This is a genomic window from Halalkalirubrum salinum (assembly GCF_005543295.1).
Taxonomy (GTDB): domain Archaea; phylum Halobacteriota; class Halobacteria; order Halobacteriales; family Haloferacaceae; genus Halalkalirubrum; species Halalkalirubrum salinum.
The window spans coordinates 42,093-53,925 of record NZ_SRSG01000011.1; the positions used below are offsets into that span (position 1 = coordinate 42,093).

Below are 11,833 nucleotides of genomic sequence, written 5' to 3' on the forward strand. Positions count from 1 at the left end.
GCCCCCCGTATTTCATTGTTGTCTGCTTCAAGCGCTAACTCGACACGAAACTCATAATCACCCTGATTGTCGTGGCCCTATTTTGCGTACTGGTTTCCTGTGAACGGGCTCCTACCTGCCATTTTATCCCGTCTTTGCGGTCATTTACCGTCGTCATCCGCCGCAGAGAGCGTAACTGAAACGGTCGTCCCCTCGCCGGGGACAGACTCGATGTAGATCTCTCCCTCGTGGCGTTCGATAATCCGTTTACACAACGCGAGACCAACTCCGGTGCCACTAGACGAGCTACTGTCGGCCGCCCGCTGGAATACCTCAAAGATGCGATCTTGATTCTCGGGCGCGATCCCGATCCCCTCGTCGTGAACTGAGACAATCCAGGTATCGCCACGACGGCGTGTGGAAATCTGTATATTCGGTGGCTCCGCACCGCTATAATTAATCGCGTTCTCCAGTATGTTCTGAAACACCTGTCGTAACTGATCGGGATCGCCCCTGACTGTCGGGAGTTGTTCTGTTGTAATCGTCGCGTCGCTGGCTTCGATCGTGAGCTGCAGATCTGCGTACACTTCCTCGAAGACAGCCGTCAAATCCACCTGTTCGAACGGGTTTCCTTTCGTCTCCACGCGGGAGTAATCGAGGAGCCCGCCAATCATCGACCGCATTCTGTCGGCCCCGTCGACGGCGAATTCAAGAAATTCAAGTCCCTCTTCGTCGAGATCGTCGGCATATCGCTGCTCGATGAGTTGGAGATACGACGAAACCATTCGAAGTGGCTCTTGGAGGTCGTGTGAGGCCGCATACGCAAACTGCTCTAAGCGCTCGTTGGACTCCTCTAACTCTGCGATCGACCGTTCGAGATCTCGGTGGTACCGGTCGCGCTCGATCGCCTCCGCGAGGATGTTGGCAACACTTTGAACGAAATTAACGTCCGCTTCGGTGAACGTCCGGGGTTGCGTGTCGTGGGTGCTCAGGATCCCCCACGGTTCATCGAAGGACCCGATGATCGTACTGATGCCGCTTTTGACGCCGTGGCTCGTCAGTAATTCCGGGCCGTGAAATCGGGTTTCCGTCGTGAGGTCCTGGACGACGATCGGATGGTCGTTCTCGAGAGTATATGCCGCCTGCGAGTCCGTTTCGACGGCGGATACGGTTACGGTACCCACGGATCCCTCCTTCCAGCCGACTCCATGCTTGAGCAGGAGTTCTTCGCCCTCATCGTCGAGGGCGAGCACTTTACAGTACTCGTTTTCCATGATATCTGCGACCCGTCGGGTGGCCTCATACATGAGTTCTTCGAGATCGTCGGTATTGAGCGCAAGTTGACCGAGATCGGATATCGCCTCCTGTTGTCGGGCCCGCTGTTTGAGTTCTTGTTCGTGGGCGGTGTTCTCAGAAATATCCCGACCGATTCCTGCCAGTACCGTCGTGTCTTCTGGCGTTTCCAGCGTCGACGCGACAAATTCGTAGGGGATCCGCTCGCCGTCTTTAGTTCGGAGTTTCGCTTCTACTTGTGTGCTCCCGGTTTCGAATCCAACGTCGACTGCCTCCGCGATCGACTCTTGATCTGCCGAATCGAATAATGTTCCAATACTCATCGACGAGATCTCTGTCTTGGCGTAGCCAGTCACCTCACAGAGGCTCGTATTCCAGCGTTTGACTGTTCCGTCTCTGGCGAGCACATAGAGGATATCATCGATGGCATCTAGCATGTCACCGGTGTACGTTTTGTAGTGTTCGAGACGATCGTTTGCGTTCTTGGACTCAGCCACCGTCGCTTCAAGGGCTCGTTGGACTTCTTCGAGTTCTTCTGTGCGTTGTTCAAGTTGACGGGTTCGGGTTTTTTCGAGGGCGTCGTAGATGCCCACGGTGAGGCCCCCCACACTGCTCAGTGCCGTGAGGATCTGGAGGGACGACAGTGGCCGTGCCACACTCTCTCCGGGCTGAATATGATAGAGCAACAGTACGCCTGCCAGCGCCCCCAATCCGGCGAGACACCAGCCGGCGATGTCTGGATAGAACTCGGGGTCGATATCGGCCTGTGATATCCAGTGGGCGCCATACAGGAGCAGGGCGCCAGGAGTGGCGATTAGAAGCCCGATAATTGCGATGCTCACCGGCGGCACACCCTGGGCGAACTCAGCGAGCGCTCTCCCGACCGCAAGCGTAAGGTACAGAATGCCGAGCGTTCCGATGACACGTCTCGAGCCAACGACCGAGAGCACGTGCCGCAAGAACACGACTGGACTACTCATATCGACTCATCCCGATCCGTGCGGGGTCTGAGCGTGAGAATAGGCTTCATCCACTCATCCCTCGGGAGGTACCTCCAAGTCGCTCTCATTCATGTCTGGCGATTTTCCCTCAAATATCCGCTCGAAGACCTTTCGTTCGGCAATACGGAGATGCTGCGTGAACGTCGCTGAGCTGATTCCCAGTCGCTCGGCCATCTCGTTAGCGTTGCTCGTTCGTGGCCAGTTGAAATATCCCGCAGTGTACGCCTTTTCGATCGCCTCGTGTTGTTTCTGAGTGAGGCTTTCCAGTACCGGCTCGGCGACCCCGCGAACGCTGGATCGCTGTCTCGTTCGCTTGGAGACGAGCGTCGCCTCCGAGACGTGGTCTTGCACCAGCCCAACCATCTCGCGGGTGTCGTTTCCTCTTGGAAACTCCATAACGATCCGAAGCTCGCCGCCGGTCATGGTCATCGATTGGATCCGGCCACTGTGGACTGTGGCCGCGGTAACCAGCGGACGAGCGGCTGCGAGAGCGAGTTCGAATTTGAACTCGTCTCCCTCTGAGTTCGTCGGCAGCTGGCAGTAGTCTTTGACAGAGTCTGCCCCTGCAACTATCTCAGAAAACGCTGGTTCAGAGAACCCGGACGCTGTCCCGTATCCATATATTTCGTCGCCGAACTGCATCACATTCTCGATTCGAATCTCCCCCAAATTTGTGGCAGTAAATGCGATCAGCTCCGCAAAGATTCCCGTAATTTTGAACTCGAGTTCGAGAACGACGTCGCTGACAAGTGCGGCTTTCCGCTCAATGGCGGAGATTGCGTGGCCGATACTCTCTCCAAGTCGAGTGAACACCTCCTGTTCTGGCGCTGAAAATGCATTTTTTGACCCCGAATAGACGTTTAACACGCCGTAGAGAACCCCCTCGTGGGTGATCGGAATCGCGATCGATGCCCGGTATCCGTGCTGTTCGGCCAGTTCTTGCCACGGTTCGTAGTTTGGATCCGTCTGGATATCCTGGACGACCTGTACCTCGTGTGTCTGCAGTGCTGTTCCGGTCGGTCCTCGCCCAGTCTCGGTACCGTCGATGGTAATCGAGATCGACTCGAGGTAGCGTTCACCGGCGCCCGCCGCCGCGTGTGGTTCGACCTCATTGGTTCCTCGTTGGGTTTCTCCAATCCAGGCAAACCGATAGGCGTCTGACGCGGCAAGCCGATCGCAGATTTCCCGCTCGATCTCTTCGCGTGTCGAGGCCGTGATAACGATATGAATGATGTCTTGAGCGATCTCGTTGAGGTCGTTGAGAACCTCCAGCTGCTCCCGGCGCCGAACCTCGTTTCGTTCTAGTCGATTGCGCTCGAGCGCGTGGCGAATCGTCCAAAGCAGCATGTCGCCCGTTACTTCGTCTTTCACGAGATAATCCTGTGCGCCCTGCTTGATCGAGTCGATTCCGAGCTGCCGATCGTCGAGTCCGGTGAGCACGACGATAGGAAGTAGTTCGGTGGCATCGGATATCGTGGTCAGCGTATCGATCCCGCTGCTATCGGGGAGATTCAGATCGAGTAACACGAGGTCGACATCGTTCGCGTCGAGATACTCGAGGCCAGTCGATAGTTTCCCCTCGCGATGGAGCTGTAGTCGGCTGCCAGCCGAGGTGTCGTCAGAGCCGAACTGGAGGATCCGCTCGGAATCGCGAATCATCTCCTCGATCAGCCGCACGTCGCCGGGATTGTCTTCGATCAACAGGATGTGGGGGGTTTTGTCGAATATCATTGTTCGTCATAGGGTGGGAGCACGACCACCGAAAGCCAAAATTGTTGAAAGGATCTGATGGTCTCGATGAATTCTACTGGATCGACGGGTTTTGTCAGGTATGCATTCGCCTGCAGCTCATATGACTTGATGATATCTTCCTCGGCCGAGGAACTTGTGAGGACAATGACGGGGAGATTCTTGAGCTTCGAATCGCCACGAATTGTCTCAAGGACTTCATCCCCGTTCATTTTTGGGAGATTGATATCTAGTAGGATGATGTCTGGACGTGGTGCGTCGGCGTGCTCGTTGCGCTGGCAGAGGAAATCGATCGCTTCGACGCCGTCGGTTGTAACGTGCACTGTATTGTTGATTTGTCCCTGTTTGAACGCTTCCCTCGTCAGCCGGACATCCCCTGGATTATCCTCAACCAACAGAATATCCACGGGTTCGCCATGGCGGTCAATCATCGGCGGCTGGGGGATGACCATCCGAGAGCGCCATTCCGGCTCTGGAGCGTTGCTCTGACAGTCCCTTCCTTTCAGCACGCACGAGATATTTTTGACGGGTTCGAAGGTACTGTAGCATCCAGTCACGAGGGCCGTTCATACGGGCCTCAGGTTACAGAGCGGCATAAATCCTCGTTACACGCGAAGAGGAGCCCAGCTGTGTGATATACTCTAAAAAAAGATTGTTTATTTAACATATGTTGGCTAATTCGGCGGCAGCGGCGGGAGATCTGGAAAAATACAGATTCAAACGAGTCGCGACCCAATTATATTAGACACAGGCTTCAACCATTGTCTCTGGGTATCCTTCCATAGGGAAACAGCATGTCCAGCAACACACCGCAGGTGCAAGTCAGTATCGCCAACGATGACAGCCCCCCGATGGTGATCGACACTGAAGGCAAACTTGATCAGGTACACCGAATTCTGGCAAACAAGTGGCGTCGACAGGTTCTCTGTGCGCTGCAGCGCGAATCACTGCCGATCGACGTGCGAACGCTGGCCAGACAGGTGACCATTCAGGACGCGTGCGAGAACTCGAAGATGGTGACTGATGACTCAATTACAGGATTAGAGACCGCACTGTACCATCAACATCTGCCGATGATGGCGAACATCGGCCTCATCGACTACAGCACGGATGAGACGATCGACGGAACCTCCGGCACGGTCGACGCGATCAACGTATAACAACTATGTGTGACATTAAAACCGGCATCGAACTGGAGCTGTGGGTCATAGACCAGACGGGACAGTTGTGTGACGGACGTGAGATCGCCGATGCGCACGATCGAATCGAGCCCGAATTCATTGGTCCGCTCGTGGAGGTACAGACAAAGCCTCACGAAAACGAAAAGCGGCTGAGAGGCGACCTGAAAGCGATCCTGCAGACCGCGATACGGGCAGCAGATGCCAGCGGCAAACAGCTTGTGCCCCTGGGAACGCCTCTGACCGAATCGGACACGCCGGCAAACTGCGAGCGAGGTCGGCTCTTCGAAACAATCTATGGAGACGATGTACGGAGCGCAAAGAACTGCGCAGGGACGCACATCCACTTCGAAAACAAGAACGTTGTGGATCAGCTCAATCTCTTGACGGCACTCGATCCAGCACTGGCATTGGTGAGTTCCTCACCGTACTACTGTGGCACGCGCGAGGAATACTGCTCTCGGGCACGAGCCTACCGAAAGAAGTGTGGTGCCGAGTTTCGTGGCTACTGCGATCTCTGGAACTATACTGATAGCCTCGACGAGTGGCAACAGCGTACCGAATACATGTACGCCGCGTTCAAACGATTAGCAGGCGATCGCGGTGTTTCCGAGGAGGTCGTTGCGGAGTACTTTACTCCCGGAGATACGGTATTAAATCCCGTTCGGCTCTCGGAGTGTCACCCGACCGTCGAGTGGCGTGCCCCCGATGCAGCGTTGCCGAGCCAGGTCATTCAACTAGCGCTCGATGTCGGGAGGCTGGTCTCACAGGCGCAGACAAAATCGTTAACATACGGCGTCCCAGGCGTTAGACGAGACTGTATTCAGGTTCCGAAGTTCCCGGCGATCCAGAAACTCAGCCAACAGGCGATCGACTCTGGGCTCGCAGACCCCAAAGTTCGAGAGTACCTCCAGCGGCTCGGATTTGACCTCTCGCAGTATCAGCCGCTTTCGCCGCAACTCAGCGGGCCGTCGACACTCAGCGATCGGGATGCTCGGTCGATGCGGATCGAACAGGCACGCCGGCTCCGCGCCGACGTGCACACGTTGACTACCGGATCGGCCGCGCCAACGTCGACTGTTCCTTCAATATAATAGTTCCATCTAGCCGATGAGTTCGTCTTTTCATCCAGTGGACCAGCGGGAACAGTGACGACACAGCGTGTCCCCGCTCAATTGCTTCAGACGTTGCGGTACTCTTTCCGGAAGCCCTGGAACTCCGTCCGGTGGGCCTCTTCGTCACTGAGAATTGTCACGGCGAGGTCCTCGGTGACCGGATCGTCTTCGGCTTCAGCGGCGTTGATTAAATCCCGATAGGTTTCGATCGCCTCGTTTTCAGCTTCGAGAACGCCCTCGATAACCGCGAGCACGTCCGTCGAGTCTTCCGGCGGTTGGAGCGACTCCTGTCGCGCAGTAAACGCTGCGGATCCGGGAGGCCGCGCGCCCAGTTGCTTGAGGCGCTGGCCGAGTTGATCGGCGTGGCCCAGCTCCTCTTGGACGTCTTCGCGAAGACTGTTTTTGATCTCCTCGGCGCTGACGCCGTCGAGTACGATCGCGTTCGTCTGGTAGTTCATCACTGTTTCTATCTCCGCGGTGTAGGCTCGCTGCAATAGCTCGATAACCTGCTCAGAAGGCATAACGCATTGTACTTCGAGACGTACCAATAAGTATGTTCGGGGCTCTCGCCGGGCATCCTCGTAGACGAACCTCCGATGGGATCAACACAAAAATGGATCGAACCGTCGCTTCGATTCTTCGATCACGCGGCGATCATCTTTCGACAGCTCTCCGCACACGTCTTGAGCACTTTGGCACAGACTTGACAGTGCTCTGCCTGATGTCTTTCGCACTCCTCCGCACAGGCCTCGCACGCCTCGGCGCACACTCCCGCAAGGGAAGTACTGTACGCCGAATCGCGGGCCATGAATCGGGCGTGCAGCGACGTGAGATCTGCAACGTCCCGGCAAAGCCGGGCACAGCCTTCCATCTCTGGATCGCCGAGACACTCATCAGCACACCACTCACACGCCTGTGCGGCTTCGGTACAGTTCTCGATACACTCTCTTTGTTCATCACTGAGGCGACCGATTTCGGAAACAGTTTCTGCTAGACTCATTGTGTTTCTTGAGAGGCTAACAGGCTGAATAAGAGTTGTGCTTGCCAAAACAAGGCGTATAACCGCCCTCCGATATTCACGATCGTATCGATTGCAACGCTTTCGAACGGCGCTGGACGGTCGCTTCGACCGGGCGTACACTGATCGTCTCTGCAAACGCGTCTGAACCTTATTGTAACTGCGACGATGCTCGTTCGTCGATCACCTGATGATCTTCGCTAACGCGGGATGGTTTTCTGCGAGTCGGGGACCGAGATATACGTAGCCAACGGCAGCCACAGCCGCGACGACGAGCCCCCCGATTGGGCCTAACCGCTTGGCTGCGAACTTCCAGGCCGTCCAGGCGACACCGAGTAGTTTTGTGAATGACATGCTATCTTCCCGCTATACTCCCGGAATCCCAAAGGCACCGATTCCTAGTCCGAGGATCGAGTTCACCACGAAGAGGATCACGAGCGCGGATACCCACGCGGCCAATCCGATGATCGCGGCTTTGCCCCAGCCGCCGGGATACCGCCAGTTGATCACGCCGATCCACACAATCAGTGCGATGACGGGGCCGATCAACGGAATCCACGCGGTCAACGCCCACGCAATCGCCCCCACAAATGCGGTGACGACGGCGTGACTGTAGTCATCGATATCGGAGACGACGCGCGCGCTAATGTAAATCGCGAGCCCGCCGATCAACAGCGCAATCACGAATGCGACTACCGAACCAACAAGTCCTGTTACTGCCATGATTGTACATGACCGAGGAAACGCAATAAAGTATCGATCTGACATGTGGGACTGGTACTGAGACTCGTTGTCGGAGTGCTCGATCGTTGTTGACGTCGCGAACATTCCCGACGGGTTGTCCGTGTCCCAGACCGTGATGTAACTCACAGAGCAGTCACCGATCATTCTGTTTCGTGTCGATCGGCTCGATGCTATCGGATTGTCTCCCTGTATGAGCCGCCCGGTAGGCGACCCGGTATCGATCGATTTTGCGATAGAGCAGATATCCAAAGCCACCGACGTACAGCAGAATGTAGATGAAGAATGCGGCGATGCTCGGAAGTCCAGTGACCGTCTGTATTAGTGAGCTTGCGATTCCCACGGTTGCGTTGTAGGTCGCATGAATCAGGGCAGCGATGATAAGCCCCTTCACGATAATCGGGCCACGGTTCTCGGGGTTGAATTTCGCCAACCCGAGGTAGTACCCCGCAAATGCGGAGTAGACCACGTGGCCGGGGCCGGCCAAGGCACGAGTGGCAGTAATATCGCTCCCGATCCCAATCAATCCGAGCCCGATCACCATGCCACCGATATCGCCGACGGCCCGACTGATGTAGATGGCATTTTCGATGGTCGCGAATCCAAGGCCGGCGACAGCCCCGTACACCGCGCCGTCGATCACGGCCGCAAACCGATCGTCGTTGTACGCGTACAGCCGCACGGCGAGTACTTTGACCGATTCCTCGACCGGCCCGACCACGACATAAAAAAAGAGAACCATCCCGAGTGCGCCAAGTGCCGAAAAGTACGGCTGAAGCACGCTGTTGAGAATTGCCGCGTATCCCGCCGTGAGCACGCCGAGCAAGAAGGTGATCGCTAACAGTGAGAGTGGTTCGTTCTCCGTCACGTCGCTGTGCCAGACGTATCCTGCCAGGATCAACGCGGGAATAATCGAGATGGCTGTCAGCAGTCCGATCGGGGGATCGAGGAGAATGGTCGCTCCGCCGACGGCCAAGAATAGCCCCAGCGCAAGGACGACGATCACTGCCTGGCCAGTTCGGATTGCCACCCAGTACAGCGCAACCGAGAGCCGATCGAGTACCGATCGCTCTTCCCACGAAGTGATCCCGTACAAATCTTTCTCGGGGTCAGCATCCTCTATCGGATCGATATCTGTGTTACCCATACGCACACGTGGTGGGTGTGAAATAAAAGTACTCTGGCAAGTCATCCCTTCGGGTGGGCCGTGGATTCACCTTTGTTGGGATATCAGCCCGGGATACTTGCGAGTACAAGCACCCCCGCTTTATGTCGACATCTGCTATGACACACCAATGGTAGATATTATGGGCCACATCGCGTTCGGACTGCTGTTTGCGGTTCCGGCGTGGTTTTTATGGAGCGATCGAGCAAGCGTCGGGTTCCTTGCTCTCGCGGTTGGCAGTTCGCTCATTCCGGACATCGATCTGTGGCTCACGATACTATTTCCCGCGGAGGTGCATCACCACGGCGTGACGCACACAGTCTTGTTCGTCACGGCAGTGAGTCTGGTTGGCAGCGCGATTGTTGCTGGGCTGTTCACGGCTCGGATCGACGACTGGATCGAAAGCGACCAGTTCGACGTATCCCGTTTCTTCGTGTTTTCATTCTTCGGGCTCCTGGCTGGCGGTCTCAGCCACCTCGTCGCGGACACGCTCTCAGCGCCTGACATTTCGACGCCGATCGAACCGTTCTGGCCCTTTTTTGCGGCACCGTGGTCGATCGACCTCGTCTGGTATAACGCCGCGTGGATCAACGTCGGATTCCTCTCGGTGATGATCGTGGTTCACCTCGTGCTCGCATATCTGACTACACCGGCGGAACACCGTCATCGACTGCTTCCAATATGACTCCGCGACGAATCGGGATCGACTCCGCTCGTCGAGATCGCCGTCAGGTCGGGGGAGGTGATCTCTCCACAACTGGAGTGAGCAGTTACGTTCTGGCTCGGGCCGTTTGGCTCTGGTGGTACTCTAATTTGGCGGATACTGCCTCCCGATCGCAGGGTCGGGATCGAATGAGGGGTGAAATATGACTGCTCTGCGTCGAAACGACGTTTTCTGGTGGCTCTACGTGGTTGCTCTCGTGGCTGCGGCGCTGTACATTGCGTACTCCTTCGTCGGTATTCTTGTGCTTGGCCTGTTCGGCTACTACGCAATCAGGCCAATCTGTACTCGGTTTCAGACGGTCATCGAATCGAAATCGCTGGCGGCTGCGCTGACAGTATCGATCGTACTGGTCCCAGTACTGGTGCTTAGCTTCTATGCGGGATTTCGGGTGTTCCAACAGCTCGAACCACTGCTCGGGGAGCGTACGGTCTCGATGCTCACCTCGCAGTTCCCATGGCTGGATGCCCTGCAAGGGAGCACTGGGGGTGATTTCACGTCGCTGCTGCAAAACCCACCGTCGCTGGAGCAAGTAACAAACGTGTTGTTTGGGTCAGCACTGCAGACCGGATTGGATATCGTTGACGTGATCCTCGGCGCGCTCCTCTTGGTTGCTCTTGCTGCGACCCTCTCGTACGCCTTACTCGTGTACGACGAGGCGATCGCAACGGCGTTTGCCACCCTGGCCGGCGATCGAGAGACGACCGTGTATTCGTACGCGCGTGCGGTCGACAGCGATCTCGAATCAATCTTCTTCGGCAACTTCCTGTTTATCCTCGTCATGTCGGTTATCGCAACAGCGACGTACGCGGCAACAAATCTCATTGTCTCACCGGAGATGCAGATCCCGATGGTGTTCACACTCGGCGTGCTAACCGGTGTCGCCAGTCTCATCCCGCTCGTTGTCGGGAAGATCATCTACCTGCCTGTGATTGGGTACCTCGCGGTCGCAGCGGTCCAACAGGGCAGCGGGCAGCTCCTCTTTGTCGGTGGCCTCCTCGCGGTCTACGTCTTCGTGTTAGATATCCTTCCACAGTCGTTTCTGCAGCCGTATATTTCCGGACGACAGATCAACGCGATCTTACTCCTTTTTGCGTACATCCTGGGACCGATCCTCTTCGGCTGGTACGGGTTCTTTTTTCTCCCGATTGTCTTCGTCTTGATACTCGAGGCAACTCGGATCGTTCTTCCAGCGCTGCTCCACGGCGAAGCGATCGATCCAGATCCAGATATCGCCACTGAAACGGGTGCGAAAAGCGAAGAGATACGCGAAGACACTCCCACCGACGAGACAGCCGCAGAAGCGGACGAAGCAGATTCTGCCTGACCGTGAGACGTACCGAGTGATCGAGACGGACCCACGATATCGAAGTTTCTGTGGCAGTCGAATTCCTATTCACTTTGCCGCCGTTCTGCCCAGTGCGATCGGGGTGCATGGATGGGAACCAGCGATCGCCCCGGTGATCGAAACCAGCGATCGTCCCGGTGATCGAAACCAGCGATCGTCCCGGTTATTTAAGCGAAAAGATCGCGCCGGAGGAGGTAACTTGCGCGACAGTCGAGAGCCGGAGCATGTAGGACGTCAATACGAGGTACGGAGCCAACGAGATCGTGAATGAGACGGCTACGAACACCTGCAGGGTTGGGAGGCCCAAAATCTGGAATTCAGGGAGAATCTGCTGGTTGATCGCAAGGATTGTCGAGGCATTAAACAGAATTGCGGGAAGCGCGACAATAAGTAGCGTCTGCGATAGTTTGGACACTTCCCTGGTGTAGTATCAGTCGATCACATCGGATTAGAGGAAGTGTCTGCTTGGACGTAGTGTGAAACCAAACCAAGCAGACAATCAGATCGAAGAAGAGCATCTCCTTA

Annotated in this window: 13 protein-coding genes; 4 read left to right on the top strand and 9 right to left on the bottom strand. The window is 56.1% G+C overall.

Annotated features, from left to right (window positions below):
* Window positions 1–140: 140 nt before the first annotated feature.
* The 3 genes from E5K03_RS05240 to E5K03_RS05250 are packed head-to-tail and all read right to left on the bottom strand — an operon-like array spanning window position 141 to window position 4,474.
* Window positions 141–2,252 carry an ATP-binding protein gene (locus E5K03_RS05240; protein ID WP_138005307.1) on the bottom strand — a complete coding sequence of 704 codons (2,112 nt, stop codon included), beginning with the start codon at window positions 2,250–2,252 and terminating at the stop codon, window positions 141–143.
* Window positions 2,253–2,306: 54 nt separating this feature from the next.
* The gene (locus E5K03_RS05245) at window positions 2,307–4,004 is read right to left on the bottom strand and encodes a bacterio-opsin activator domain-containing protein (protein ID WP_138005308.1); all 1,698 of its coding nucleotides are present in this window, start codon (window positions 4,002–4,004) and stop codon (window positions 2,307–2,309) included.
* Window positions 4,001–4,474, bottom strand: coding sequence for a response regulator (locus tag E5K03_RS05250; protein WP_240729949.1), 474 nt, complete (start codon window positions 4,472–4,474; stop codon window positions 4,001–4,003). The genes E5K03_RS05245 and E5K03_RS05250 overlap by 4 nt, the downstream gene beginning before the upstream one ends.
* A gap of 342 nt (window positions 4,475–4,816) precedes the next feature.
* Between E5K03_RS05250 and E5K03_RS05255 the strand changes: the two genes are divergently transcribed.
* Both E5K03_RS05255 and E5K03_RS05260 read left to right on the top strand, forming a co-directional pair.
* The gene (locus E5K03_RS05255) at window positions 4,817–5,182 is read left to right on the top strand and encodes a DUF7344 domain-containing protein (protein ID WP_138005309.1); all 366 of its coding nucleotides are present in this window, start codon (window positions 4,817–4,819) and stop codon (window positions 5,180–5,182) included.
* A gap of 5 nt (window positions 5,183–5,187) precedes the next feature.
* Complete coding sequence (locus E5K03_RS05260) at window positions 5,188–6,294, top strand: glutamate-cysteine ligase family protein (protein WP_138005310.1); 1,107 nt, start codon at window positions 5,188–5,190, stop codon at window positions 6,292–6,294.
* 86 nt (window positions 6,295–6,380) lie between these two features.
* Here E5K03_RS05260 and E5K03_RS05265 read toward each other — a convergent pair whose 3' ends face one another.
* From E5K03_RS05265 to E5K03_RS05280, 5 genes are all read right to left on the bottom strand, one after another.
* Window positions 6,381–6,836 (bottom strand): ferritin-like domain-containing protein, encoded by a 456-nt coding sequence (locus E5K03_RS05265; protein WP_138005311.1) that lies wholly within the window; start codon window positions 6,834–6,836, stop codon window positions 6,381–6,383.
* A 122-nt stretch (window positions 6,837–6,958) separates the two neighbouring features.
* Window positions 6,959–7,315, bottom strand: a complete 357-nt coding sequence (locus E5K03_RS05270; RefSeq protein WP_138005312.1) for a four-helix bundle copper-binding protein — start codon at window positions 7,313–7,315, stop codon at window positions 6,959–6,961.
* Window positions 7,316–7,516: 201 nt separating this feature from the next.
* Complete coding sequence (locus E5K03_RS17100) at window positions 7,517–7,687, bottom strand: hypothetical protein (protein ID WP_171006603.1); 171 nt, start codon at window positions 7,685–7,687, stop codon at window positions 7,517–7,519.
* Between the two features lie 12 nt (window positions 7,688–7,699).
* A complete protein-coding gene (locus E5K03_RS05275; RefSeq protein WP_138005313.1) occupies window positions 7,700–8,056 on the bottom strand; it encodes a hypothetical protein in 357 nt (118 codons plus the stop codon).
* Window positions 8,057–8,210: 154 nt separating this feature from the next.
* Window positions 8,211–9,221: a PrsW family intramembrane metalloprotease gene (locus tag E5K03_RS05280; protein WP_138005314.1), complete on the bottom strand. Its 1,011-nt coding sequence runs from the start codon at window positions 9,219–9,221 to the stop codon at window positions 8,211–8,213.
* Between the two features lie 148 nt (window positions 9,222–9,369).
* Between E5K03_RS05280 and E5K03_RS05285 the strand changes: the two genes are divergently transcribed.
* Both E5K03_RS05285 and E5K03_RS05290 read left to right on the top strand, forming a co-directional pair.
* Window positions 9,370–9,924, top strand: coding sequence for a metal-dependent hydrolase (locus tag E5K03_RS05285; RefSeq protein ID WP_240729950.1), 555 nt, complete (start codon window positions 9,370–9,372; stop codon window positions 9,922–9,924).
* A gap of 181 nt (window positions 9,925–10,105) precedes the next feature.
* Window positions 10,106–11,287, top strand: coding sequence for an AI-2E family transporter (locus E5K03_RS05290; protein WP_138005315.1), 1,182 nt, complete (start codon window positions 10,106–10,108; stop codon window positions 11,285–11,287).
* 184 nt (window positions 11,288–11,471) lie between these two features.
* Here E5K03_RS05290 and E5K03_RS05295 read toward each other — a convergent pair whose 3' ends face one another.
* The gene (locus E5K03_RS05295) at window positions 11,472–11,723 is read right to left on the bottom strand and encodes a hypothetical protein (protein ID WP_240729951.1); all 252 of its coding nucleotides are present in this window, start codon (window positions 11,721–11,723) and stop codon (window positions 11,472–11,474) included.
* Window positions 11,724–11,833: the final 110 nt, after the last annotated feature.

Coding starts and splice junctions, on each gene's coding strand:
- E5K03_RS05240 (WP_138005307.1), bottom strand. CDS start 2,252: ATGAGTAGTCCAGTCGTGTTCTTGCGGCACGTGCTCTCGGTCGTTGGC.
- E5K03_RS05245 (WP_138005308.1), bottom strand. CDS start 4,004: ATGATATTCGACAAAACCCCCCACATCCTGTTGATCGAAGACAATCCC.
- E5K03_RS05250 (WP_240729949.1), bottom strand. CDS start 4,474: ATGGTCATCCCCCAGCCGCCGATGATTGACCGCCATGGCGAACCCGTG.
- E5K03_RS05255 (WP_138005309.1), top strand. CDS start 4,817: ATGTCCAGCAACACACCGCAGGTGCAAGTCAGTATCGCCAACGATGAC.
- E5K03_RS05260 (WP_138005310.1), top strand. CDS start 5,188: ATGTGTGACATTAAAACCGGCATCGAACTGGAGCTGTGGGTCATAGAC.
- E5K03_RS05265 (WP_138005311.1), bottom strand. CDS start 6,836: ATGCCTTCTGAGCAGGTTATCGAGCTATTGCAGCGAGCCTACACCGCG.
- E5K03_RS05270 (WP_138005312.1), bottom strand. CDS start 7,315: ATGAGTCTAGCAGAAACTGTTTCCGAAATCGGTCGCCTCAGTGATGAA.
- E5K03_RS17100 (WP_171006603.1), bottom strand. CDS start 7,687: ATGTCATTCACAAAACTACTCGGTGTCGCCTGGACGGCCTGGAAGTTC.
- E5K03_RS05275 (WP_138005313.1), bottom strand. CDS start 8,056: ATGGCAGTAACAGGACTTGTTGGTTCGGTAGTCGCATTCGTGATTGCG.
- E5K03_RS05280 (WP_138005314.1), bottom strand. CDS start 9,221: ATGGGTAACACAGATATCGATCCGATAGAGGATGCTGACCCCGAGAAA.
- E5K03_RS05285 (WP_240729950.1), top strand. CDS start 9,370: ATGGTAGATATTATGGGCCACATCGCGTTCGGACTGCTGTTTGCGGTT.
- E5K03_RS05290 (WP_138005315.1), top strand. CDS start 10,106: ATGACTGCTCTGCGTCGAAACGACGTTTTCTGGTGGCTCTACGTGGTT.